The organism is Salinisphaera sp. Q1T1-3, assembly GCF_003602005.1.
In the GTDB taxonomy this organism is placed as follows: Bacteria; Pseudomonadota; Gammaproteobacteria; order Nevskiales; family Salinisphaeraceae; genus Salinisphaera.
Window position 1 is genome coordinate 46,519 of sequence record NZ_QZWD01000005.1, and the last position, 24,579, is coordinate 71,097.

Consider the following 24,579-nt stretch of genomic DNA (forward strand, 5'->3'; position numbering starts at 1 on the left):
GCGCGCGGTCTCGGTCAGGACTCTACCCGGAAGCCCATGGTCGCTTCGACCGCGCGCTTCCAACCGGCATAGAGTTCTTCACGTTTCTCCTCGCCCATATCCGGGCTGAAGCGTCGCTCCAGGGCCCAGCGGTCGGAGATTTCATCACGCGAGGTCCAGAAGCCGACCGCCAGGCCGGCCATGTAGGCGGCACCCAGGGCCGTCGTCTCGCTGACCGCGCAGCGCAGGACGTCGACGCCGAGGATGTCGGCCTGGAACTGGGCGAGCACGTCGTTGGCGATCGCGCCGCCGTCGGTGCGCAACTCGGTGAGGGCGATGTCGGCATCGGCCTGCATGGCCTTGAGCACGTCGGCGCTCTGATAGGCCAGGGAGTCGACGGCTGCCCGGATGAAATGTTCCTTGGTGGTACCGCGCGACAGGCCGAACATCGCACCGCGTACGTTGGAGTTCCAGTACGGCGCACCGAGGCCGGTGAAGGCCGGGACCAGATAGACGCCGTCGGAGTCACCGGCGCGCTCGGCATAGGCTTCCGAGTCCGAGGCCTTGCCGAGCATGCGCAGGCCATCGCGCAGCCACTGGATGACGGAGCCGGCCACGAACACGCTGCCTTCGAGGGCGTATTCCAGTGTGCCGTCGACTTCCCAGGCGACGGTGGTCAGCAGACCGTTTTCCGAGGCGGTGGCCTCGGTCCCGGTGTTCATCAGCGTGAAGCAGCCGGTGCCGTAGGTGTTCTTGGCCATGCCGGGCTCGAAACAGGCCTGGCCGAACAGCGCGGCCTGCTGGTCACCGGCCATGCCCGCGATCGGGATTTCGTTGCCGAAGAGAAACTTCGGCAGGACATGCCCATAGATCTCGCTGTTGGAGCGGACTTCCGGGAGCATGGACTCGGGCACATCGAACAGCGCGAGCAGTTCCGGATCCCATTGCCGATCGCGGATGTTGAACATCATGGTGCGCGAGGCATTGGTCACGTCGGTGACGTGCACCTTGCCGCCGGTGAGGTTCCAGACCAGCCAGGAATCGATGGTGCCGAACAGCAGGTCGCCGTTGTCGGCCTTTTCCTTGACGCCGTCGACGTTGTCGAAGATCCATTTCACCTTGGTGCCGGAGAAATAGGCATCGACGACCAGACCCGTCTTGTCGCGGATCATGTCGGTATGGCCGGCCTCGCGCAGGTCGTCGCAGATCTCGGCCGAATGACGCGATTGCCAGACGATGGCGTTGTAGACGGCCTGGCCGGTATTCTTGTCCCAGATGACCGTCGTTTCACGTTGGTTGGTGATGCCGATCGAGGCGATTTCCGAGACATCGACACCGGTGTTGTTGATGACCTCGGTCAGCGTGGTGAGCACGCTGGTCATGATCTCGCGCGGATTGTGTTCGACCCAGCCCGGCCGCGGGAAGATCTGCTCGAATTCGCGCTGGGCGATGCCGACCACCTGGCCGTCGTGATCGAACAGCATGGAGCGCGAGCTCGTCGTGCCCTGGTCGATCGCGAGAACGTATTTCTTGTCGTTGCTCATTGGCTCTGGCTCCTCGTGCGTAAGCTGCAAACGATGTGATGCGTATTGTGACGGTATGACGTCAGTAGACGTAGACGGCCAGCGCGGCCAGGACACTGCCGATCACCGGGCCCACGACCGGGACCCAGGCATAGGACCAGTCGTTCGGCCCCTTGTTCTTGATCGGCAGTACCGCATGTGCGATGCGGGGTCCGAGATCGCGCGCCGGGTTGATGGCGTAACCGGTCGGCCCACCCAGCGAGGCCCCGATCGAGACCACCAGCAGGGAGACGCCCAACGGGCCGAGGCCGGACGGCGTATGTCCGAACATTATGATTACAAAGATCAGCACGAAGGTCCCGATGATTTCGGTCACGAGATTCCACCCATAGGAGCGGATCTGCGGGCCGGTCGAGAATGTTGCGAGTTTCGCCGCCCCGTCCTCGGTTTCGTCGTACTGCTTCTTGTAGGCCAGATAACAGGCGATCGCGCCCAGAAAGCCGCCGACGAATTCGGCGACGAAGTAGGCCATCGTGGTCGCAAAGTTAATCGGAATCCCGTCGGCATATTCCTTGGCAGGGCCGATGAGTAAAGCGATCGTGACGGCCGGATTGATGTGCGCGCCGGTGTCGTAGGCCACGTAGACGCCGCCGAACACGGCCAAGCCCCAGCCGAAGAAGATGACGATGCCGTCACTGCCGTGGCCGTTGGTCTTGTTCAACAGTACGTTGGCGACCACGCCACAACCCAGCAGCGTCAGAAAAGCGGTGCCCGCGATTTCGTGCACCAGGATGGTTTCGATGATTCCCATGTCCATCGCTCGTTGCTCCGCTCGTCAGGGCCGCAGCGTGCGGTGGCTGTTGGTGGATCGACGGACGCATGCCGCGCCTGTCTCGTATCGGGTCGAATTCATCTTCTCCTCCTCGTTTCGCGGGTCTGTTGGGTAATCGATATGAATACGGTCAGGCCGTGCAGGCCATCGGTGCTGTCGTCCGGGCCTCGGGTTTGGCCAGATAATCGGCGAGCCGTTGTTGATCGCGGGTGCCGATTCGCAGGCCCAGTTTCGAGCGGCGCCAGAGAATGTCCGATGCGCTGCGGGCCCATTCGTATCGGCACAGATAATCGACTTCCGCGCGGTACAGGTCGGCGCCGAAATGCGTGCCGAGATCGGCGAGGCTTTCGGCCTGGCCGATCACGTCATGGACGCGGGTGCCATAGGCAAAGACGAGACGCCGGGCCATCGTCGACGGAATGAACGGATGACTCGCGCCAAGCGCGTCGACAATTCGCTGCGGCTCGCGCTCATCGCCGCCGGGCAACGGATGGCCGGTGGCCGTCCAGGCCGGTGCGTGGTTGCCCAGCGTCGGGGCGAGCTGATCGATCGCATCCTCGGCCAGTCGGCGGAAGGTCGTGAGCTTGCCGCCGAACACGTTGAGCAGCGGCGCGGCTTCGGTGTCGAGCTGGATGCGATAGTCGCGCGTGATCTCGCTGGCGTTGTCCTCGGCATCGTCAAGCAGCGGTCGGACGCCGGCATAGGACCAGACGGCATCGCCCGGGGTGATCCGTGCCTTGAAGTAACGATTCACGGCATCGCAGAGATAGGTGATCTCGTCGTCGGAGATCGTGACGGCCCCGGGGGCGCCGTCGTGCTCGACATCGGTGGTACCGATCAGGGTGTAGTCGCGCTCGTAGGGAATCGCGAAGACAATGCGGCCGTCCGGCTGCTGGAAGATATAGGCATGGTCGTGGTCGAACAGACGGTTCACGACGATATGGCTGCCCTTGATCAGACGCAGCGCGTATCGATGCGTCAGATGCGCGACATCGTCGAGAAACCGCACGGCCCACGGCCCGGCCGCGTTGACCAGACCGCGCGCACGCACGTCGATCTGCGTGCCGTCGGCTTTCTCGAGCCGGACCTGCCAGCCCGCGGCATCGCGCTGTGCGGACTCGCAGCGCGTGCGGGTGGCGATCGTTGCGCCACGGGCTGCCGCGTCCATGCAGTTCAATACGACCAGACGCGCGTCCTGAACCCAGGCATCGGAGTAGATGAAGCCTTTGTCGAACGCGTCCTGCAGCGATTCACCCGCGGGATGTGTCGCGAACCGGATACCGTGTGAACGCGCCAGTGTCTGGCGCCCGCCGAGGCGATCGTAGAGAAACAGACCGGCGCGGATCATCCAGGCCGGGCGTAGATGTTTCTGATGTGGCAGCACGAAGCGCAGGGGCCAGATGATGTGCGGCGCGGCGGCGAGCAGCACTTCGCGTTCGGCAAGCGCCTTGCCGACCAGCTTGAACTCGTACTGTTCGAGGTAACGCAGGCCACCGTGGATCAGTTTGGTCGAGGCCGAGGACGTATGACTGGCCAGATCATCGGCCTCGCACAGCAGGACCGACAACCCGCGACCTGCGGCATCGCGGGCGATGCCGGCGCCGTTGATACCGCCACCGATGACGATCAGGTCGTAGCAGGATGTCTCATGCATGGCGAAGGGTGGCCGGGTTGATTTTCGGTTTGCGACGTTAACGCTCGGAAGTGAACAACCGCAACGCGTCAAAAGTCGTAGAGACAAGGCCCCGCATCATGGTGTCGGGCAAGCGACGCGGGCACCTGCGGCCGAGCCAACCCGTGACTACGGCCCAGATCGATGGCCGGCGGCGGCGCTCGATGTGCGGCATGTGGCCGATCATGGCTGACCGGAAATCGTCCGGTGCCCGGTCAGGGCGTGTCGGTGACGTAGACGGCCACACCGGCATCGGCCACCACGCGGGCGAGTTCGCCGCTCGGGCGACGATCGGTGAACAGAGCATCGAAATCCGAGATATTGGCCACACGAATCAGGGCATGGCGTCGATATTTACTGGCGTCGGCGAGCAGGAAACGGCGCCGGGCGCTAGCCAGGATGGCCTGTAGGAGACGGACCTCGTGGTAGTCGAAGTCCATGAGGCTGCCGTCCTCCTCGATACCCGAGATACTCATCAGCGCATAGTCGACGCGGAAGCTGCGAAAGAAATCGATGGCCGATTCGCCGGTCACGCCCGCATCGATCTGGCGCACGATGCCGCCGGCCAGCATGACTTCATTCGAGTCGCTTGCCGACAGGGTCGCGGCCACCCGCAGATTGTTGGTGATGGCCCGCAGTCCGCGATGCCCCTTCAAGGCCAGCCCGACTGCCTGTGCCGTGGTGCCGAGCCCGATGGCCACGGCGGCATGATCGGGGATATGGGTAGCAGCGAGATCCGCGATGCGTCGCTTGGCGTCGGCATGCAGGCCTTCGCGGGTTTCATAGGCCAGATTTTCGGTGGACGGCGGAAGCCCCGCCCCGCCGTGATAGCGCTGCAGCAGACGACGCGCGCACAGCGCGTTGATGTCCCGGCGGACGGTCTGCGGCGTGATGTCGAACTCGCGGGCCAGGGCCTCGATCGCCACGAAACCGTATTGCTGCACACGGGCGACGATGGCCTCCTGGCGTGGCGTGATGGGTTCATCGTCGTCGGCTTTGTGATCGGTCAAGGCGGTGGGTCAGTGTGAAATCCGTGCTCACCTTATGAGTAATGTTCGTTTCCGAACATTCGACGAAAGCCGGGGGCGGGCGGTCCCAGCTGCGCTGGGTCGCCGGTCAATGCGTGGTGGCAGCATTTGCCGTGCGAGGAGCCTGACGTGGGCGCATCGAAATTGGCGATAGCGGCCGGCGCGTTCGGCCGCCATATCGACCGTATCGGCAGGCGAGCGGCCAGGCGAGCGCAGGGTCGCATCACGCGGCGATCATGATCTTTGGCGGACCGTACTGAATCGTCGCGGGCAGCGCGTGTCTTTTGCCGACTTGTGACCGCTCGATAACGGCGCATGTCGGCCGCCGCCGCAACCCGCGTGGCGGCGGCAGGCGACCGGCGGGATCAGACCAGCGTATCGACGATGCCACCTTCGACGCGCAATGCGGCGCCCGTGGTGGCCGAGGCCTGTTCTGAGCAGGTATAGACCACCATATTCGCGACTTCGTCGACGTGCGCGGCACGCTGGATGATGGAGCTGGGCCGGGCCTCCATGACGAAATCGCGGGCGAAATCTTCCATCGATTTGCCGGAATCCTTCTGATCCTCGCGGAGCATGTCCTGCACACCTTCAGACAGTGTCGGGCCGGGCAGCACGGCGTTGACGGTCACGCCGGTGCCGGCCATGCGCTTGGCCAGGCCGCGCGAGACCGAAAGATTGGCCGATTTCGTGAAGCCGTAATGGATCATGTCGGCCGGAATATTGATGCCGGACTCGGAGGACATGAACACGATGCGACCCCAGCCGTTGGCCTCCATGCCGGGGGCGTAGGCGCGCGACAGACGCACCCCCGACATGATGTTCACGTCGAAGAATTGCTGCCACTTGTCGTCCGGCACGTCGAAGAAATCATGCGGGCCGAACAGGCCGACATTGTTGACCAGGATATCGACCTGCGGCTCGGCATCGACGACCGCCTGACAGCCTTCGGCCGTGCCCAGGTCCGCGGCGACGCCGCGCACGTCGGCATCCGGGAGCGCGGCCTTCAGATCGGCGATGGCGGCATCCACGCGATCCTGCTTGCGGCCGTTGAGTACCACCGTGGCGCCCGCGCCGGCCAGACCCTTGCCAATGGCCAGCCCGATGCCGCCCGTCGAGCCGGTGATGAGGGCGGTCTTGCCGTTGAGTTCTATCTTCATGATTCGGTCGCTCGAATTGAAAGCATGGACGGGAGATGGTTACGTCGGCCGCGAAAAACAAGACGCTTGGGTTCGTATCACGATTGGCCGGCCGGCACCGCACACGCGGCGTCAGCTGATGGCACCACCGCCGTCGATCCGCACCACCGAGCCGCTGGCGAACCCGGTGATCAGCAGATAGTGGACGGCATTGGCGACATCGCCGGCACGCCCGACGCGTCCGACCGGCAACCGGTCTGCAGTACTGTCGAGAATCTCGCGTTTTCGTGCCGTGGACAGGTTGTCCCACAGGGGCGTGTCCACCAACCCCGGGGAAACGGCATTGACCCGCACCGGGGCCAGTTCGAGCATCAGCCCGCGCATGAGTCCTTCGAGAGCTGCGTTGATCGCCCCCTGCAGGGCTGCACCGGCCGCGGGGCGCTCGGCCAGAAAGCCGGTCACGAAAGTCAGGGTGCCGTGCTCGGCGATTCGGGCAGCGCGGGCGATGCGATAGGCACCCCAGAACTTGCTGTCCATCGCGGCGTAGGCATCGGCCAGGGGCATTTCGCGCATCGGCCCGCGGGCGGTATCGGCAGAAGACACGATGACGTGATCCCACAGACCGTGCTCGGCGAAGAACGCCTCGATCGCGTCGTTGTCGCCTGTATCCAGAACGGCCGTGTCGATATCGCGGGCGATGCGCTCGGCGGCCGCGGCCAGCCTGTCGGCCGAACGTGACGCAATGGTCACGGCGGCGCCTGATTCGGCGCTGCGGCGGGCGATCGCTTCACCGATGCCCGAACTGCCGCCGAGAACCAGCACGCGTGTGTTTGCAAGAGATGCCATCAAAGATCACCAGAACAAGTCGCGCTTATAATGTAAGGCCTCGTGGCGCGGCACATGACCCCCGTCGCGGATGACCAAGAGATTTTCGATGGCCGACGAATCGGCACGCAGGACAGCCATGCAAGCAAGCGTCAGCGAAGACGACCGGATCTGGATGCGCCAGGCGCTCGCGCTGGCTGAGCAGGCCGAGGCTGCGGGTGAGGTGCCGGTCGGTGCCGTTGTCGTGCGTGACGGGGTATGCATCGGGCGCGGTCACAACCAGCCGATCGCCGCGGGTGATGCCACCGCGCACGCCGAGATCGTGGCGATCCGCGATGCCTGTCGATATGCCGATAACTATCGGCTGCCCGGCGCCACGCTCTATTGCACGCTGGAACCCTGTGCCATGTGTGCCGGGGCGATCGGCCATGCCCGCATCGCTCGGGTGGTGTACGGCGCCGACGATTTCCGGGCCGGTGCCGTGCACTCGATCTTCGCCGTGCTCGACGAGGCGCGCTTGAATCATCGTGTGGCCCATGTCGGCGGCGTGCTGGGTGAGCAGAGTGCCTCGTTGTTGCGTCGCTTCTTTCGTGCCCGACGTGCTGGCGCCTGTTGATGGTTCGTCCGAGCGCTATCGTTGCGAGTTCGCCGTACGTCCTGCAAGGCGCGAATCGCCGCCGGGCGGCCAGCGGCGATTGTCCATGGGCAGCCCAACCCATCGGGAAAAGCGCCCGCGCATCAAGAACACAGCAGCAATCCCGCGTTCTCGCGCGCTGACGCAGCAGGACAGGCGATGCGTGCGAGCAGGCCTCGTCTTGCCGCCCATTGTCGATTGCAGTGAGCGCGTGGCGCGGATTCGCACGAAACATCAACAGGCCCTGGCGGTGAGATGCCGCGGCGGCATGATCGGGCGGGGCGGCAGGCTTTTTCCCCGCCCACGAACGACGATCAACCGTGGTTGCCGAAAAAGGTCGAGCGAGGGCATTCGCAAGGCGTGCCGGCGGTGATACGTTGGCGGGATGAAAACGCAAACCACATGGCGCGTTGCGGTCCTGCCGGGTGACGGCATCGGGCCGGAAGTCATCGCGCAAGCCACCCGCGCGCTCGATGCATTGGCCGAGGCCGATGCCGCGCTGTCGATCGATTACGACGTCTTCGATTGGCCGTCGCACGCCTGGCACCAGGCCCACGGCGAATCGGCGCCGGCCGACTATCTCGACCGGCTCGCCGATTACGACGCGATTCTGCTCGGTGCCCTGGGCGATCCCGGGCCGACCACCGACCCGGAACGCTATCTGTTGTCGGACTCGGATTCGCTGGCGCCGTTGCTCGAGATCCGCAAGGGCTTCGATCAGTGGGTCTGCGAGCGCCCGGTGCGTCGGTTGACAGGCGCTCCCCAGTATCTGGCCGACCCGCGCGCCGAAGACATCGACATGCTCGTCATTCGCGAGAACAGCGAAGGCGAGTATGTGAACCAGGGCGGGCGGCTGGCACGCGGCACGCCGAACGAGGTGGTCACACAGACCGCGGTGTTCACGCATCGCGCGACCGATCGCATCATCCGGCATGCCTTCGAGCAGGCGCGCGCCCGCGCCGCGGCAAGACAGGCCGAGGGCCGAACGCGGGATTTCAACGGCAAACCGGCCCAGGTCTGTCTCGTGACCAAGCGCAACGCCCAGAAGTTCTGGGGCGATATGTACACCGAGATGTTCGAGGCGATCGCGGCGGACTATCCGGATATCGCCACGCATCACGAGCTGGTCGATGCGGCCTGCATGAAGTTCGTCAGCCATCCGTGGTTGTTCGATGTCGTCGTTGCCTCGAACCTGCACGGCGATATCCTCACCGATCTGGCCGCTGTCCTGAACGGTGGTATGGGCGTGTCGCCCTCGGCCAATCTCAATCCCGGTGATCGGACGCGTCCACCGATGTTCGAGCCGACCCACGGCAGCGCCCCGGATATTGCCGGCCAGAACAAGGCCGGACCCGCCGCCATGCTGCTCACGGCGGCGATGATGCTCGACTGGATGGGCGAGCAGGATCCGGCCGCAGCCCGTGCCGGCGTCCGGCTTAAGCAGGCTGTGGCCGATGATCTGGCCGCACACGCCGGCGATGCGCGCGCCACCGATGTCATCGGCGATGCGGTCGTCGCTGCGTTGGCCGATCGGACTGGCTGAGCCTTCATCCGCACGGCCGGCGCGCCCGTACACCGCGTGCGTTGCACGGGCCTGTCAACAGGTCTAGCCTCGACGGGCACGGCGTCCGGCCGTGCCCCAAACCGCTTATTCTTACAGCCAGGAGAACTGCCATGACGGCCAACCGCCCCGGTAACCTGTCCCCGCTGCTCAAACAGGCAACCGATGTCTACGCCGAACGTGGCGAGGGCTGTTATCTGTTCGACAGCGACGGCAAGCGCTATCTGGATTTCACGGCCGGTATCGGGGTCACGAGCACCGGTCATTGTCATCCCAAGGTGGTCGCCGCGGCCCAGGAACAGGTCGGCAAGCTCATTCACGGCCAGTACACGACGATCACGCATCGCCCGATCCAGGAACTCTCGGCCCGTCTGGCCGAGAAGATGCCGGGCGATATCGACACCGTGTTCTATGCCAGCGCCGGCACCGAAGCGGCCGAGGGCGCGATGCGCCTGATGCGCCATGCCGCCGGTCGGCCCAACATCGTGGTCTTCCACGGCGGGTTCCATGGTCGGACCATGGGCGCGGCGTCCATGACCACCTCGGGCACTGCCTACACCGCGGGTTTGCAGCCGATCATGGGCGGCGTGGTCGTCGCGCCGTTCCCCAACGCCTTTCGCTACGGCTGGTCGGAAGACGAGGCCGCCGATTTCTGTCTGCGCGAGCTCGATTACATTCTGGAGACGGTCAGCTCGCCGCGCGATACGGCCGGCATGCTGATCGAGCCGATTCAGGGCGAGGGCGGCTTCGTGCCGGCCAACAGCCGGTTCATGCAGGGCCTGCGCGAGCGCGCCGACCGCTACGACATGGTGCTGGGCGTCGATGAAGTCCAGGCCGGTTACGGGCGGACCGGCGAGTTCTGGTCGCATACACATTTCGACGTGCAGCCGGATATCGTCCTCACGGCCAAGGGGCTGGCTTCCGGCTTTCCGCTGTCGGCATTCGCCGCGCCGCGCGGGCTCATGGAAAAAGGCTGGCCGGGCAGCCAGGGCGGCACCTACGGCGGCAACGTGGTCGCCTGTGCCGCGGCCCTGGCCACGCTGGATGTGATCGAGGAAGAAGGCCTGGTCGAGAACGCAGCCGAGCAGGGCGCGCATCTCAAACAGCGTCTCGAGTCGTTGATGGCCGATCACGACTGCATCGTCGATGTGCGCGGCAAGGGTTTCATGATCGGCGTCGAGATCCACAAGGACGGCGAACCGGACGGCGAGCGCGCCGAGCGCATCACCAAGGCTTGTGAAGCCGCCGGTCTGCTGCTGCTGCGATGTGGCCCGCGCAAACAGGTCGTGCGCTGGCTGCCGCCGCTGGTTGCCAGCCGCGAGCAGATCGACGAAGGCGTGGATATCTTCGCCAAGGCGCTGGACGCCACCGTCTGAGGCGATCGCACATCGCCACGCGCAGCCAGGCCGTCGATCGTGTGATCGGCGGCTTTTTTTTGCCGGGCATGAAATCCGCGTCATGCGCGATGGATAATGGCGCGGCAAGTGGCCTGTGACGACGCTGACGGCATCGAGACCGTCAACTGTTACGGCGGCACTGATACAACCGGCCGTTTTCCAGGGGGTCGACGCTTCCATGTACGAAAAACTCAAAGAGCGGCTGGAGATCGCACGATCCAGTTTCTGGTACATCCCGTCGCTGATGATGACGACGGGCATCGTGCTGTTCGCGGCCACGCTCAGCCTCGACAAGCTTGGCGTAACCGGCGCCTGGCTCGGCCGCGTGTTCTATAGCGGGGGGCCGTCGAACGCGGGCAATCTGCTGCAGACGCTGACCGGCGCCATGGTGGCGATCGCCACGGTGGTGTTCTCGACCATGATGGTGGTGCTGACACTGGCGACCAGCCAGTTCGGTCATCGATTGATCCGCAGTTTCATGCGTGATCGGGCGAATCAGAGCGTGCTGGGCATCTTCCTGGCGACCTTCGTCTACTGTCTGCTGGTCTTTCACATGGTCGGCAACGATCCGAAGAACCAGTTCGTGCCCGGCATTTCGCTGACCGTCGGATTCGCGCTGTCGATTTTCTCGACCTGCACGCTGATCTATTTTACCCACCACATGGCCGCGCTGGTCTCGGCTCCCCGGGTTCTCGAAACCGTGGCGGGCGAGCTCGACGGTGCCATCGCGCGGGTCTATCCCGACAGTGATTCCCCGGAACCGGCCGATGCCGACGGCGTGCGCGCGCCGGAACTCGGCCACGGCACGCAGGAGATCGTGGCCGAGCACGGCGGCTATGTGCAGACCGTCGGTGAGAAGGCGCTGATCACCTGCGCGAAGAAACACGATGTCCTCATCGAGTCGCGTGTCTCCTACGGCGACTATGTATTCGCCGGCACCGTGCTGGCCCGGGTGCATGGCCGGGAACTCGCCGACGATGCGGTGTCGCAGGTGGTCAGCCAGTATGTGCTCGGCCCGGATCGGACGACCGATCGCGACCTGATGTTCGCGGTCAATCAGGTCAGCGAGATCGCAGTGCGTGCGCTGTCGCCGGCGTTGAACAATCCCTACACGGCGCTCGATTGCCTGAACCGCATCGGGCGTTCGCTGGCGACCGTTCTCGGCCGGCCGCGACCGTCCGAGGCCCATGTCGATGACGACGGCGAGCTGCGGCTGGTGTTGCGACTGCCGTATTTCCCGAGTCTTTTCGATACCGCCTTCATGCCGATCCGCAACTACGGGCGCACCAGCGTCGAGACGCTGGAACAGATGTTGTCGGTGATCGAGAAGCTGGCGCCGTTGACCCGCCGCAGCGACGAACGTGAAATGCTGGCGCGTCACGCCGAGGCCATTCGCGAGAGTGCCGAACACGGCCTGCGCGAGCAGATCGATGTGGACCGTATCAAATGGCACTTCGGTCTGACGCGCGAGGCCCTGGAGGCTGCCGGCAGCCACACGCCCGAGCCACCGGCTGCGGTCTGATCGACGACGACCGCGCGGTCGTTGAATCGACCGTGCCGTGTATCGGCACGGACTTGGCGAATCCACAACGGTTTGTTTTTACGTAGTGCGTCGCGTCATTATGTCGGGCAAAACAGATCGTCGGCGCCGCGGTTTCCATTCCGGCGGGCGCCGACCCAGAACGAATCGCGGAAAGGAAAACATTCATGGATCAGTACCGTGCGGCGAATGGTTTCGCCCGGATCTTGTATCTGTTCGCCGTCTGCCTGACGGCGGCCGTGCTGTTTGCCGCACCGTCGGTACAGGCCGCGCCGTCAGCCGCTGACAATCAGTCCAGCAGCGACCAGGAAGCGGGCCAGTCGGTGTCGCTGAACCAGCTGGCCGATCTGCTCGAAAACGACAAGACACGTGAGGCGCTGATCGCCCAGCTCCGACAATCCGCCGATGGTGCGGCCGGGCAGGGTGATTCGACAGCCGCGGATCAAACGGCCGGCAATGCCAATGCGGCCACCGACAAGGCCGCTGCACTGCCCGAACCGGCGCCGCGTGTCTCGTTCGCGCGTCAGTTCGCCCAGACCACCAGTGCGTGGTCCGAGGCGATCAGTAACAAGGTGACGACGGCCTGGCACGCGGCACGTGCCATCGCCCAGCCGGGTTCGAACGGTGCCAAGGACAAGGCGAAGTTCGACCTGCAGGTATTCCTGCAGGCTGCGCTCATGTTCGCCATCGTGGTTGGCTCGACCGTGGCGGCTTTCCTCGTGCTGCGCTGGCTGGCCTCTTTCATGTTCTCGGCCATCGCGCGCTTTGGCGCCGGCAAGGACGAGGACGGCAGTTCCCTGGTCCGCCGGGCCACGGCCATCTTCAGCGGCATCGTGATCGATGTGATCGTCGTCGCACTGGCTGGCGGCGCGGGTTACGCCGCGGGGCTGTTCGCCGTGGGCGACGCCGGCGCGATGGGCACGCGCGAATCGTTGTTCATCAACGCCTTCATGATGATCGAGCTGGTCAAGGTCGCGATCCGGGCGTTGTTTGCCTCGCGCCACGCCAGCCTGCGGCTTCTGAATCTCGATTCGGCGGTCGCCGGCTGGTGGAGTATCCGCCTGCGCTGTTTCGTCGGCGTGGTCGGCTATGCACTGCTCGTCGCGGTGCCGATCGTCAACGAGCAGGTTTCGTTGATTGCCGGGGCCATCCTGACGTTCGTGATCATGGGCGCGGCCTATATCTATGCGCTGGCCGTGATCTTCGGCAACCGGAAACTGCTCACCGAGCGCATCCGTGACAAGGCCGATCATGCCTCCAACGGATTCTTCGGCGTGCTGTACCGTCTGCTGGCCCGTGTCTGGGTGATCCTGGCGGTCGCTTACTTCACCGTGCTGTTCGTGGTCAGCCAGATCGATCCGTCCGGCGCGCTGCCCTATATGCTGCTCGCCACGCTGGAGACGTTGATCGTCGCCGCAATCGGCCTGGGAGTCTCGGGGATCATCTCGAAGGCGATCGGGCGTCGCCTGCGATTCTCGGATTCGCTGCGCGAGCGGCTCCCGATGCTGGAATCACGCGTCAACTCCTACGTGCCGAACGCGCTTCAGGTGATCCGCGTGCTCATCCTGATCGTGGTCGTGGCGCTGATCGCCAACGCCTGGAAAGTGTTCAATCTCGGCCAGTGGCTGTCATCGGATGCCGGCCTGACCGCCGTGTCCGTCACGCTCAAAGTGCTGATCATCCTCGCGGCTGCTGCGCTGCTGTGGCTGATCGCGGCGAGCGTCATCGAGCATCGGCTGAGCGACAAGACCGGCCGCGGTGCGCCCAGCGCGCGTCAGCAGACGCTGCTGGTGCTGTTCCGCAACGCGCTGGCGATCATCATCGCCACTTTCACGGTGATGATCACCCTGTCGCAGATCGGCGTGAATATCGGGCCGCTGATCGCCGGTGCCGGGGTCTTCGGTCTGGCCATCGGTTTCGGTGCGCAGAAGCTGGTCCAGGACATCATCACCGGTGTGTTCATCCAGCTGGAAAACGCGATGAACACGGGCGATGTCGTGACGGTCGGCGGGGTCACCGGCACTGCCGAACGCCTGACCATCCGTTCCGTATCGATTCGCGACATCGACGGTTGCTACCACATCGTGCCGTTCTCCTCGGCCAGCGTGGTGTCGAACTACATGCGCGACTGGGCCTATTTCCGTACCGAATACGGCATTGCCTATCGCGAGGACATCGACAACGCGATCTACTATCTGCGTGAGGCGTTCGAGGATCTGAAGTCGGACCCGACACACGGCCCGAACATCCTCGAGGACATGACCGTGCCCGGCGTGACCGCGCTCGCCGACAGTTCGGTCAATATCCGGATCATGATCAAGACCAAGCCCGGTACGCAGTGGGGCATCGGCCGTGCCTTCAACCGGCTGGTCAAGATTCATTTCGATCGCGCCGGCATCGAGATCCCGTATCCGCATCAGACCCTGTACTTCGGCGAAGACCGACAGGGCGAAGCGCCGGCGGCCAATGTGCGGGTGATCGAGGAAAGCGAAGTCGATCATCAGACCAAGCCGTTGAAGAAACGTCGGCGCGGCGACGATGCCGCACCGGACGAGACCGGAGACGCGCCGGCTGAATAGCCTCGGCGTGACGCTGTCAGCGATCCGCCCGTCATCACGCGATGTGATGACGGGCTTTTTTTCGTCGCGAGGAAGACGCGAGGGTCTTCGGCCGATGGCCTACAGCACCGATTGGTTAGAAAGTGATCACTCTCACGCCAGCCCTGATGCCACGGGCGTTTTGTCGTGTTTGCCGACGACCGTCCACAGGCTTATCCAGCCGGGCCGTGAATAAACGGCTCACATCATGTGACGCGGTCGCTGCGCGTTCCGATGCGCGACTGGTCAAAAAATAACCATTGGGTTCGAAACCCCCGTCTTGACTGGCTTGGCCGCGTCTTCCCACGAGTTGTCCACATACTTGCCCAGCGCACGTGTGAAAAAAACGGCAGTGGCGGCCGGCCGCGGGGCGATAGATGCGACATGCATCATTGACCGGTGAAGGCATGGCGCCGTGATAAGCTGCGCGGTCGTTGGTTTCTTGACGTCTTTTGCCATGCCCATGCCGCAGTCTGCCCAGCGATATCTATGGATCGACGGCCGGTTCGTACCGAGCCGCGACGATCAATTCTTCAAGACGATCAACCCGGCGACCGGGACGGTGCTGGCCGAGGTCGCGCGCGGCGGCGGCGGCGATATCGATGCCGCGGTCGCGGCGGCCCGCGCGGCGATACCGGCCTGGCGGGCGCTCAGCGGCGTCGAGCGCGGGCGTATTCTCCATCGACTGTCGATGCTGGTCCGCGAACATCGCGATGAGCTGGCTGCGCTGGAAATGCGCGACGGCGGCAAGCCGATCGCCGAGACACCGGAAGCCGACGTCGATTCGGGGGCCGACTGCCTCGAGTATTTCGCCGGGCAGGCCAGCTCGATCCAGGGCGAGTATCAGGAAGTCGACGGCGGGTTCTTCTATACGCGACCCGAGCCGCTGGGCGTGGTCGGCGCCATCGGTGCCTGGAATTACCCGCTGCAGATCGCCTGCTGGAAGGCGGCCCCGGCGCTGGCCGCGGGCAACACCTTTGTATTCAAGCCCTCCGAACTCACGCCGCTGTCGGCGCTGCGTCTGGCCGAGCTGGCGCAGGAGGCGGGAGTGCCGGCCGGCGTGTTCAACGTGGTACCGGGCTTCGGCGAGGCCGGGCAGGCGCTGTCCACGCATCCGGGCGTGGACAAGATCTCGTTGACCGGCGGCGCAGACACCGGCAAGCGGGTCATGGCGGATGCGGCCGGCACGCTCAAGGAAGTCTCGCTCGAGCTGGGTGGCAAGTCGCCGCTCGTGATCTTCGAGGACGCCGATCTCGACAACGCGGTCTCCGGCGCGCTGCTCGCCAATTTCTTCACCCAGGGTGAAATCTGTACCAACGGTACGCGCGTATTCGTCCACGAGTCGGTACGTACGGCGTTTCTCGACAAGCTGGTCGAACGCGTCGAGCGGCTCGTGATCGGCGATCCCGCCGAGCCGGAGACCGATGTCGGGCCGATGATCAGCCCGGAACATGGTCGGCAGGTTCTCGAGTACATCGAGGCCGGCAAGCAGAGCGGGGCCCGTCTGGTCACCGGGGGCGAGCGAGTCACCGTCGCCGGATGCGAACACGGCGTATTCGTGGCCCCGACGGTCTTCGACGGCTGCCGCGACGATATGCAGATCGTGCGCGAGGAGATCTTCGGGCCGGTCATGTCGGTGCTTTCTTTCACCGACGAGGACGAGGTCGTGGCACGGGCCAACAACACGGAATTCGGCCTGGCGGCCGGGGTCTTCACGCGCGACCTGGAACGCGCACACCGCGTGATCGGGGCGCTGGAGGCCGGCATCTGCTGGATCAATCACTACAACATCACGCCGATCGAAATGCCGTTCGGCGGGATCAAGGGCTCGGGCATCGGCAAGGAGAACAGCCGGCGGGCACTGTCGCATTACACACGCATCAAGAGCGTGTTCGTCGCCCGTGGTGCGGTCGACGCGCCGTACTGAAACAACGTCTTTCGAGGGTCAACGCATGAGTCACCACGCGCAATACGATTACGTCATCATCGGCGCCGGTTCGGCCGGGGCAGTCATGGCGCACCGTCTGTCCGAAGACAAGGACGTGAAGGTACTGCTGATCGAGGCGGGTCCGATGGATCGCTCGTTGTTCATCCACATGCCCTCGGCATTCGCCTACCCGATGAACGGCGACCAGTTCAGCTGGAATTACCATACCCAGCCGGACCCTTACATGGACAATCGCAGCATGCACTGCCCGCGTGGCCGCGTGCTGGGTGGCTCGTCGTCGATCAACGGCATGGCCTATGTGCGTGGCAATGCGCTGGACTACGAGGGCTGGGCCCGCGATTTCGGTCTGGAGGACTGGCGTTACGAGGACGTACTGCCGTACTTCCGCAAGGCCGAGGATTTCGACCAGGGCGAAAACGAATACCACGGCACTGGTGGCCCGTTGCACGTCACCACGGGGCTCGGGCGCAATCCGCTCTATCACGCGTTCGTCCAGGCCGGCATGCTGGCTGGCTATCCCTACACGCCGGACATGAACGGGCATCAGCAGGAAGGCTTCGGTCCGATGTTCATGACGACCAAGGACGGCGTGCGCTGGTCCACGGCCAACGCCTATCTGCGCGGCGTCATGCGGCGTCCGAACCTGACCGTCATGACACGCACCCAGACCCGTCGCATCGTGTTCGACGGCACACGGGCAACCGGGATCGAGGTCGATCGCAACGGGGCGCGCGAGGTCTTCGAGGCGCGTCGCGAAGTGATCTGCTGTGCCGGAGCGATCAACTCGCCGCAGTTGCTCATGCTCTCCGGCGTCGGCCCGGGCGACCAGCTGCGCGAGCACGGCATCCGGCCGGTGCACGAGAATCCGTACATCGGCCAGAACCTGCAGGACCATCTGGAAGTCTACGTCCAGTACGAGTGTAAGCAGCCGATCACGTTGTACTCGGCCCAGAGCAAGGCAGCGATGGGCAAGATCGGCGCGCAGTGGCTGCTCACGCGCAAGGGCCTGGGGGCGACTAACCATTTCGAGTCGGGCGGCTTCATCCGTAGCGAGCCGGGTATCGAATACCCGAACATTCAGTATCACTTCCTGCCGATGGCGGTGTCCTATGACGGGTCGGCCAAGGCCACATCGCACGGCTTCCAGGCACACGTCGGGCCCATGCGGCCGGAATCCCGCGGCGAAGTGCGGCTGGCCTCGGCTTATCACAAGGCCGATCCGAAGATCGTGTTCAACTACATGGCCACCGAGCGCGATCGGCGCGAGATGCGGGATGCGATCCGGCTGACGCGGGAGATCATCGCCCAGTCGTCGTTCGATGCCTTTCGCGGTGCCGAGATGGGCCCGGGCGAAGACGTCGAGTCGGACGAGGCACTGGATGCCTGGGTGCGGGCCAACGGCGAGTCGGCCTACCATCCGTCGGGTACCTGTGCGATGGGCACCCACGATGAGGCGGTGGTCGACGGCGAGGGCCGTGTCTACGGCGTGGAAGCCCTGCGAGTGGTCGATGCCTCGGTCATGCCGCGCATCACCACGGGCAATCTCAACGCGCCGACGATCATGATCGCCGAGAAAATCGCCGATTATGTCCGGGGCAAGTCGCGCTCGGCCGAGCCGGCCGATTTCTATCGCGCCGAGAACTGGCAGTCCAGCCAGCGCTGATCCCGCGGTCCCCGCACCGACATGCGATCCGCTTTCCAGCGCCGGCCTTCGTGCCGGCGTTTCTCATTCACGCGCGGGCGGCGACGAGGCGTTATCCTAGCGACCCGCGATCGATCGACAGGCAAGCCATGACGCAGCACGAAAAACGTCCGCTCTATATCCCCTATGCCGGACCGACGCTCCTCGAGATGCCGCTTCTGAACAAGGGGAGTGCCTTCACGGCGGACGAGCGTGTCGATTTCAATCTGATCGGGCTGCTGCCCCAGAACGTCGAATCGATCGAGGAACAGGTCGAGCGCGCCTACAAGCAGTATCAGGCCTGTGATTCAGACCTGGACCGACATATCTATCTGCGCGCGATCCAGGACGACAACGAGACCATGTTCTTCCGGCTGCTGGAAGAACATCTCGAAGAGATGATGCCCATCATCTACACGCCGACCGTGGGCCAGGCCTGCGAGCAGTTCTCCGAGATCTATCGCAATCATCGCGGCCTGTTCATCTCGTACCCCGATCGGCATCGCATGGACGATATCCTGCGCTCGGCCACCAAGGACAATGTCCGGGTGATCGTGGTCACCGACGGCGAGCGGATCCTGGGCCTGGGGGATCAGGGGATCGGGGGCATGGGCATCCCGATCGGCAAGCTGTCCCTCTACAGCGCCTGTGGCGGCATCTCGCCGGCCTATACGCTGCCGGTGGTGCTCGATGTCGGCACCAACAACCAGCAGTTGCTCGACGATCCGATGTATATGGGATGGCGGCACGAGCGGATTTCCGATGCCGCGTACTCCGAGTTCGTCGATCTGTTCGTCCAGGCGGTCAAGCGGCGTTGGCCGAACGTGCTGCTCCAATTCGAGGATTTCGCCCAGGCCAATGCGAATCCGCTGCTGTCGCGGTATCGCGACGAGATCTGCTGCTTCAACGACGATATCCAGGGCACGGCGGCCATCTGTGTCGGTTCGCTGCTGGCAGCCTGCAAGGCCAAGGGCGAGAAGGTCAGCCAGCAGACCATCACCTTCGTCGGCGCCGGCTCGGCGGGTTGCGGTATCGCAGAGCAGATCGTGGTCGCCATGACCGACGAAGGCCTGTCGGATGCCGAGGCGCGCAAACGCATCTACATGATCGACCGCGTGGGGCTGCTCACCGACGACGTCGACGATCTATACGACTTCCAGGCCCGGCTGGCCCATAAAGCCGATGCGGTGGCCGACTGGTCAACCGCGCCGCGTGGCGAAGATGCCTTGATGAGCGTGATCGAAAACGCGCGGCCCACGGTCCTGATCGGCGTGTCCGGCCAGCGCGGCCTGTTTTCCGAGCAGGTCATCAAGACCATGCACAAGCATTGCCCGAAACCCTTCGTGATGCCGTTGTCGAATCCGACGTCTCGCGTGGAGGCCACCCCCGAGGAAGTGCTGACCTGGACCGGGGGCGATGCGCTGGTTGCCACGGGCAGTCCGTTCCGCGACGTCGAGCTCGACGGGCGACGGATTCCCATCGCCCAGTGCAACAATGCCTATATCTTTCCCGGCGTCGGGCTCGGTGTGATTGCAGCCCGTGCGCGCAAGGTCACGGACAAGATGCTCATGGCGGCCTCGCGCGCGCTTGCCGAGAATTCGCCGCTCGCCGATTCGGACACCGGCGCATTGTTGCCGCCACTGTCGGCCGTGCGGGAACTGTCGCAGGCCATCGCCTTCGCCGTCGCCAAGCAGGCCCAGGAAGACGGTGTGGCGCTGTCTTCGACCGACGCGGCGATCCGTGACGCCGTCGAGCGCAATTTCTGGTTCCCGCGTTATCGTCGATATCGCCGCGCTGCCTTCTAGGGCCTTTTAACGCGTCCCGCGTGCGCCGCGCCGGCGAACACCAGTCGGGTAACCTGCATCCATCCGCGCGCCATACCCGGTGGGAGCACGGTACGAGGCGTGCGTGTTGCACGCACGGTTTCGCGTGATTGGCGCTGCCCGCCGTTAGTCGCGGGCGCTCGCCGGCGGTGTGCGCTCGCGGGTCGCATCGAGTTCGGCTCGCAGTGTCGTGATTTCGTCCATGAGTTCGAGGGCGAGCGCCAGACCGGGCGTGTTGACGGCCAGATCACGATGCAGTCGGGCGGCCCGACGGGCGCGTACGAGATGCGTGGTGCTGAAATACCAGACCGTGACATCTTGCGGGCCTCGATGTCGGGCGGCTGGCTCGATGACACCGTGCTCGACGAGCTCGATGATCCATTCGGCATGCATGTCGCAGGCCCGGGCGAGCTGGCCGAGGGAGACCGTATGATCGCCGGGCAGGTGTTCGCAGACCAGCGACGGGGCGTGAATATCGGACATGATCAGACTCCCAGGCCGGCACGCGGATTGAAGGGCGTGCGTTCGGCCAGCCGTTCGTAGAGTGCCCGGGTTTCGGCATCGATCGCATCACCGCCCGGCGGCATCGTGACCCGCAGCACCGCATATAGATTTCCAGCCGTCTCGCCGCCCGGCATGCCGCGGCCACGCAGCCGCAGTCGGCGTCCGCTGTTGCTCCCGGGTGGTACCTTGAGATCGACGGGGCCGCCGGGCGTTGGTGTCTTGACAGTTGCCCCGAGCGCGGCCTCCCAGGGCGCGATCGGCAGATCGACGATGAGATCGGGCCCGTCGCGTCGATAGATGGCGTGCGGTGCGAAGTCGATCTCGATATACAGATCGCCGGCCGGCGCATCGGTGCCGAAGCCGGGCCCGCCCTGGCCGGTCAGCCGTAGCTGTTGGCCGGCGCGCACGCCTTTGGGGATCGTGACCCGTAGATTCTGTCGTTTCTCGACGATACGACCGTCTGAAAGCTGTTCAGGCCGGGCGAGATTGACGCTTCGAACCGCACCATCGAACGCGTCCTCGATGGCGAGCTCGATCCGGGCGTGGACATCCTGGCCGCGCAGCCGTGTGCCGCCCGTCGCGCCGTGGCGACGAGGCCCGGTCGCGCCGCCGAACATGTCGCTGAAGAAATCGCTGAAGTCCGCGGCATCGGCCTGGGTGAAACCGCCGCCGTGGAAATCGAACCCGGCGGCCGTATCGGCGCCCTGTGTGCGGTCATGCGGCGGCTCACCGCCGGGCGGGATCGCATCGTAGGCCGCTTTCTTTTCCGGATCGCCGAGCACTTCGTAGGCTTCGGAGACATCCTTGAAGCGGTCCTCGGCATCCGCTTCCTTGCTCACGTCCGGATGATACTTGCGCGCCGCCTTGCGGTAAGCGCGCTTGATGTCGTCGGCCGAGGCATCGCGCGCAACGCCCAGGGTTTCGTAATAATCTCTATAGGCCATGGCGGATGATGGAAGAAGCCCTTCCATCAATCTAGCGACAGGCTTTGGTCAATTCAATATATGTTTGATTGATTGTCGATCCGTCATATTATTTAGTGTGGTATTGAGTCAACGACCGTCAGCTGTTCCGCGCTCAATTCGTTGCCATAGTTTCGCCGGTCGCCATGGTTCACCGTAGCGTTGCGCCAGATTCGTGATGTCGCGCAAGCATGTTTCCGGTTCGATGAGTGACTGGCGCAGTATGCCACCCTGGGTAACATCAAGATTGAAGCCTTCAATCAGCAATAGATCCAGATCATCCGGATGACGCGCGAGATTCCATTCCCCAGCGAGACAACGCAACGCGTTGTTGAGTAATGCCAAGTAAACGAGTCTCTTCCAGGGTAATGGCGGGGTTGCCGGGCTTGAATCGGTATCCGGCCGCAGCTGCTGCAGTGCGACGGCCGGGCCAACCGCACGCCAGGCGCGATGAAGTCCGCGGTTCGTACCGATCGCGGCTGCCGTTCGGATCAGAGTGTCCGTCGTTGCGTCGATCAGGATCGCGCCCAGCGGCTGTCGTTGTTGAAGATGCAGGCAAGGTAAGCCCAGCGCGCGCAGGGCGGCAACGGCCGGCGCCAAATGGGGCTGGTCTTCGGACTCGCTCGGACCCAGCATCGCCACCCGGCGGGGGTGGCCGCCGCTCAATGCAATGTCGATCAGCCGTGCGTTGCCGATCAGTGGCGATTCGGTCTCTGGACGTAACACGAGTAGCGGTTGATCAGTCGGTAGGCTTTGATCGAGTTTCTCGATCTGTTCCGGGCAGATCGGGTCCTGGTCAACGACAATGATGGTCGATCGCGCTGCTTCGGCGATACAGGTCGCGACCGTCTCAGTACGCACAACCTCGGGGAGAACCAGCGATGCGTCGATGTCGTGACCGCCGAGTAGCACTATGCGATCGATGACAGGCAGGGCGACGCCGTTCAGCGGGCGCTGCGCTGCGATCACTTCAGTCTGCCAGTGTGCAGCGATCGTGTGTCGCTCGGTCGATTCCTCGCACTGGCGGTAATGTTGGCGTTCCAGCGCGTCGGCGGTTGCCGCGTCTGGTTCGGAAAGCACTGTCCGGATAGCCTGTTGTGCCATGTGGCGGACCGGCCATGCGGCCATGTCAGCGAGTGCTCCCGCGGGTGAGGGGCGGTTCATTGCCGTCTCCCGTCCATGGGCAGGCAGGTTGTGCAGAACCGCCTCGATCTCGTCCTGGTCATCCCGGGAAAGGCGATGATCGAGCAGGCCCCAACGCATGGCGACGGTTGCATTGATGCTTGCACCGGAAAGCAACAGGCGCGCGGATCGGTCGAGGTTATCGATCAGTCGTGGCAAGCGCACCGTGGCGCCGGCGCCCGGCGGTAAGCCGAGATGAATTTCCGGAAATCCCATACGAACCGGGCCGACGGCGAGGCGATAGGAGCAGGCCAGGGCGATCTCCAGTGCCGTGCCAAGTACAGCACCGCGAAGTAGGGCAACGACGGGCTTAGGGCTGGCCTGAAGCGTCTCGCACAGCGGCCGCGCGGCATCGCTGTTGTAGAGCGTGCCGAGCTCCTCGGGAGCGGCGCCGCGTGAAAAGTCATCGCCCTTGCCGCATAGTATGGCCAAGTGGGACGTGGGATCGGCAACAAAACGCGTAAGCGCGGCGTGCAGCGTATCGAGGAGCGTCTCGTCGAAGAGATTGCCGTCCGCGGCGCCGAAAATCAGCCAGACGAGCCCGCCATGGCGCTGATAGGCCACGGCGGGCTCGTGTCCGGCTTGACCGGTCACCGGTTCACCACCAGTATCCGGTACGATATTCGGCCGGTTCTCATCGTGGCCGACCGCGTGGGCGTTGTTCGATTCGTGTGTATTGCTCATCTTCAGTGCGACACGCCGATCGAGTCGATAAATTCGCGCAGGCGCAGCCGTGACAATAGGCCGACACGGCGATCTTTTTCGTGTCCCTGATCGAACAGAACCAGCGTTGGCAGGCTACGAACCTCGAAGCGTGTTGCCGTTATGTCATCGTGTGTCTGGTTGGCTTGTTCCACGTCAAGGGCAGCAACAATCAGTCGGTCGCTGTATTCTGTCGCGATCTCTTCAAGTACGGGCTGTAACAACCGGCATGGCTGGCACCATGGTGCCCAGAAATCGACCAGCACCGGAGATCGGGCGCGTAATACGCGATCTTCGAAATCGGCCAGGGTTACAGCTTGGATATTACTCATTGCATGGGTCCTTGCAGGAGGGGCATCGGGATAGGTATATCCCTGGATTCCGCCGCGCCGACCTGACAGTGACCGGGTTTTCATGATTGGACCGCGGCCGCCGCTCGACGCATCATGTTTCTACTTGTGTGCAATGAGCATCGAAAAGTGACAGTGGCGACTTCGCCTGCGACAGGTCTAGCCGAGTGTCTTCGGGGCACGACCGTGCGTCGGCCTTCCGTCACGGTATTGAAAGCGGCTGAGCGTTCGACCATCCGATGCCAGTTCAACAGGCTTGGGGCCGTCGCGAACTCACCGGCGATGCCGTAAGTGTTGCGTCGGCTCATCGAGCCTGCTGGCATGCGGGCGGAACGTGTTTTGAGGACATCGACGATTGACCAAGGAAGCTCGGAACAACCTCTGGCGGCTTGCGTTCGTGTCCTCGAATGTGTCGATACAAGGCGTCCGAGCGTGGCATCTGCCCCAAGGCGTTGATAATCGGCAGGTCAAGCTCGGCAACGCGGTATCGGCGCATTGGCGGCCGAATCCCGTGCGATGCGTGTTCGCGAAACGAGCAGCCCGGGCGCGGCCCGCGTCTGATTGGCGTCAGAGCATGCGAGCGGGCGCTGAGCAGACCACGCTCGCTTTTCCTTGCCAGCAGCCCATGCGCAAAACCAGTAGTGCGACCGCAACAGTTGTTTAGCGCTTCGCTGATGCGCCGCGAATCGAGGTGGTTTTA

Annotated in this window: 18 protein-coding genes; 8 read left to right on the forward strand and 10 right to left on the reverse strand. The window is 64.1% G+C overall.

Annotated features, from left to right (window positions below; genetic code table 11):
• Positions 1 to 14 precede the first annotated feature (14 nt).
• The 6 genes from glpK to D3260_RS06495 form a co-directional block, all read right to left on the reverse strand.
• Entirely contained in the window at positions 15 to 1,523 is a 1,509-nt protein-coding gene (glpK, locus tag D3260_RS06470; RefSeq protein ID WP_120097766.1) for a glycerol kinase GlpK, read from the reverse strand.
• Positions 1,524 to 1,584: 61 nt separating this feature from the next.
• A complete protein-coding gene (locus tag D3260_RS06475; protein WP_199671391.1) occupies positions 1,585 to 2,313 on the reverse strand; it encodes an MIP/aquaporin family protein in 729 nt (242 codons plus the stop codon).
• A gap of 151 nt (positions 2,314 to 2,464) precedes the next feature.
• The gene (glpD, locus tag D3260_RS06480) at positions 2,465 to 3,988 is read right to left on the reverse strand and encodes a glycerol-3-phosphate dehydrogenase (protein ID WP_120097767.1); all 1,524 of its coding nucleotides are present in this window, start codon (positions 3,986 to 3,988) and stop codon (positions 2,465 to 2,467) included.
• Between the two features lie 233 nt (positions 3,989 to 4,221).
• A complete protein-coding gene (locus tag D3260_RS06485; RefSeq protein ID WP_120097768.1) occupies positions 4,222 to 5,016 on the reverse strand; it encodes a DeoR/GlpR family DNA-binding transcription regulator in 795 nt (264 codons plus the stop codon).
• Between the two features lie 383 nt (positions 5,017 to 5,399).
• Positions 5,400 to 6,194, reverse strand: a complete 795-nt coding sequence (locus tag D3260_RS06490; protein ID WP_120097769.1) for an SDR family NAD(P)-dependent oxidoreductase — start codon at positions 6,192 to 6,194, stop codon at positions 5,400 to 5,402.
• Between the two features lie 111 nt (positions 6,195 to 6,305).
• Positions 6,306 to 7,022 (reverse strand): SDR family oxidoreductase, encoded by a 717-nt coding sequence (locus D3260_RS06495; RefSeq protein WP_370456283.1) that lies wholly within the window; start codon positions 7,020 to 7,022, stop codon positions 6,306 to 6,308.
• 115 nt (positions 7,023 to 7,137) lie between these two features.
• On the opposite strand from D3260_RS06495, the gene tadA reads away from it, so the two are divergent.
• The 8 genes from tadA (at position 7,138) to D3260_RS06540 (ending at position 20,161) form a co-directional block, all read left to right on the forward strand.
• A complete protein-coding gene (gene tadA / locus D3260_RS06500; RefSeq protein ID WP_120097771.1) occupies positions 7,138 to 7,614 on the forward strand; it encodes a tRNA adenosine(34) deaminase TadA in 477 nt (158 codons plus the stop codon).
• 403 nt (positions 7,615 to 8,017) lie between these two features.
• Positions 8,018 to 9,175: an isocitrate/isopropylmalate dehydrogenase family protein gene (locus D3260_RS06505; RefSeq protein ID WP_120097772.1), complete on the forward strand. Its 1,158-nt coding sequence runs from the start codon at positions 8,018 to 8,020 to the stop codon at positions 9,173 to 9,175.
• Positions 9,176 to 9,306: 131 nt separating this feature from the next.
• Positions 9,307 to 10,569 carry an aspartate aminotransferase family protein gene (locus D3260_RS06510; protein WP_120097773.1) on the forward strand — a complete coding sequence of 421 codons (1,263 nt, stop codon included), beginning with the start codon at positions 9,307 to 9,309 and terminating at the stop codon, positions 10,567 to 10,569.
• A gap of 199 nt (positions 10,570 to 10,768) precedes the next feature.
• The gene (locus D3260_RS06515) at positions 10,769 to 12,112 is read left to right on the forward strand and encodes a DUF2254 domain-containing protein (protein ID WP_120097774.1); all 1,344 of its coding nucleotides are present in this window, start codon (positions 10,769 to 10,771) and stop codon (positions 12,110 to 12,112) included.
• A 185-nt stretch (positions 12,113 to 12,297) separates the two neighbouring features.
• Complete coding sequence (locus D3260_RS06520) at positions 12,298 to 14,709, forward strand: mechanosensitive ion channel domain-containing protein (RefSeq protein WP_120097775.1); 2,412 nt, start codon at positions 12,298 to 12,300, stop codon at positions 14,707 to 14,709.
• Positions 14,710 to 15,190: 481 nt separating this feature from the next.
• Positions 15,191 to 16,654, forward strand: a complete 1,464-nt coding sequence (betB, locus tag D3260_RS06530) for a betaine-aldehyde dehydrogenase (RefSeq protein WP_120097777.1) — start codon at positions 15,191 to 15,193, stop codon at positions 16,652 to 16,654.
• A gap of 25 nt (positions 16,655 to 16,679) precedes the next feature.
• Positions 16,680 to 18,338, forward strand: coding sequence for a choline dehydrogenase (gene betA, locus D3260_RS06535; RefSeq protein WP_120097778.1), 1,659 nt, complete (start codon positions 16,680 to 16,682; stop codon positions 18,336 to 18,338).
• A gap of 128 nt (positions 18,339 to 18,466) precedes the next feature.
• Positions 18,467 to 20,161 carry an NAD-dependent malic enzyme gene (locus tag D3260_RS06540; RefSeq protein WP_120097779.1) on the forward strand — a complete coding sequence of 565 codons (1,695 nt, stop codon included), beginning with the start codon at positions 18,467 to 18,469 and terminating at the stop codon, positions 20,159 to 20,161.
• A gap of 144 nt (positions 20,162 to 20,305) precedes the next feature.
• On the opposite strand, the gene D3260_RS06545 is transcribed toward D3260_RS06540, so the two are convergent.
• The 4 genes from D3260_RS06545 to trxA all read right to left on the reverse strand — a co-directional run bounded on the left by D3260_RS06545 (position 20,306) and on the right by trxA (position 23,861).
• Positions 20,306 to 20,662, reverse strand: coding sequence for a chaperone modulator CbpM (locus tag D3260_RS06545; RefSeq protein WP_120097780.1), 357 nt, complete (start codon positions 20,660 to 20,662; stop codon positions 20,306 to 20,308).
• A gap of 2 nt (positions 20,663 to 20,664) precedes the next feature.
• Entirely contained in the window at positions 20,665 to 21,627 is a 963-nt protein-coding gene (locus tag D3260_RS06550; RefSeq protein WP_120097781.1) for a DnaJ C-terminal domain-containing protein, read from the reverse strand.
• A 108-nt stretch (positions 21,628 to 21,735) separates the two neighbouring features.
• The gene (locus D3260_RS06555; RefSeq protein ID WP_120097782.1) at positions 21,736 to 23,511 is read right to left on the reverse strand and encodes an enoyl-CoA hydratase/isomerase family protein; all 1,776 of its coding nucleotides are present in this window, start codon (positions 23,509 to 23,511) and stop codon (positions 21,736 to 21,738) included.
• Positions 23,512 to 23,513: 2 nt separating this feature from the next.
• Positions 23,514 to 23,861, reverse strand: coding sequence for a thioredoxin (gene trxA, locus D3260_RS06560; protein WP_120097783.1), 348 nt, complete (start codon positions 23,859 to 23,861; stop codon positions 23,514 to 23,516).
• Positions 23,862 to 24,579 lie beyond the last annotated feature (718 nt).

Coding starts and splice junctions, on each gene's coding strand:
- D3260_RS06550 (WP_120097781.1), bottom strand. CDS start 21,627: ATGGCCTATAGAGATTATTACGAAACCCTGGGCGTTGCGCGCGATGCC.
- D3260_RS06555 (WP_120097782.1), bottom strand. CDS start 23,511: ATGAGCAATACACACGAATCGAACAACGCCCACGCGGTCGGCCACGAT.
- D3260_RS06490 (WP_120097769.1), bottom strand. CDS start 6,194: ATGAAGATAGAACTCAACGGCAAGACCGCCCTCATCACCGGCTCGACG.
- D3260_RS06505 (WP_120097772.1), top strand. CDS start 8,018: ATGAAAACGCAAACCACATGGCGCGTTGCGGTCCTGCCGGGTGACGGC.
- D3260_RS06520 (WP_120097775.1), top strand. CDS start 12,298: ATGGATCAGTACCGTGCGGCGAATGGTTTCGCCCGGATCTTGTATCTG.
- D3260_RS06515 (WP_120097774.1), top strand. CDS start 10,769: ATGTACGAAAAACTCAAAGAGCGGCTGGAGATCGCACGATCCAGTTTC.
- betA (WP_120097778.1), top strand. CDS start 16,680: ATGAGTCACCACGCGCAATACGATTACGTCATCATCGGCGCCGGTTCG.
- betB (WP_120097777.1), top strand. CDS start 15,191: ATGCCGCAGTCTGCCCAGCGATATCTATGGATCGACGGCCGGTTCGTA.
- trxA (WP_120097783.1), bottom strand. CDS start 23,861: ATGAGTAATATCCAAGCTGTAACCCTGGCCGATTTCGAAGATCGCGTA.
- tadA (WP_120097771.1), top strand. CDS start 7,138: ATGCAAGCAAGCGTCAGCGAAGACGACCGGATCTGGATGCGCCAGGCG.
- D3260_RS06475 (WP_199671391.1), bottom strand. CDS start 2,313: ATGGGAATCATCGAAACCATCCTGGTGCACGAAATCGCGGGCACCGCT.
- D3260_RS06545 (WP_120097780.1), bottom strand. CDS start 20,662: ATGTCCGATATTCACGCCCCGTCGCTGGTCTGCGAACACCTGCCCGGC.
- D3260_RS06510 (WP_120097773.1), top strand. CDS start 9,307: ATGACGGCCAACCGCCCCGGTAACCTGTCCCCGCTGCTCAAACAGGCA.
- glpK (WP_120097766.1), bottom strand. CDS start 1,523: ATGAGCAACGACAAGAAATACGTTCTCGCGATCGACCAGGGCACGACG.
- D3260_RS06540 (WP_120097779.1), top strand. CDS start 18,467: ATGACGCAGCACGAAAAACGTCCGCTCTATATCCCCTATGCCGGACCG.
- glpD (WP_120097767.1), bottom strand. CDS start 3,988: ATGCATGAGACATCCTGCTACGACCTGATCGTCATCGGTGGCGGTATC.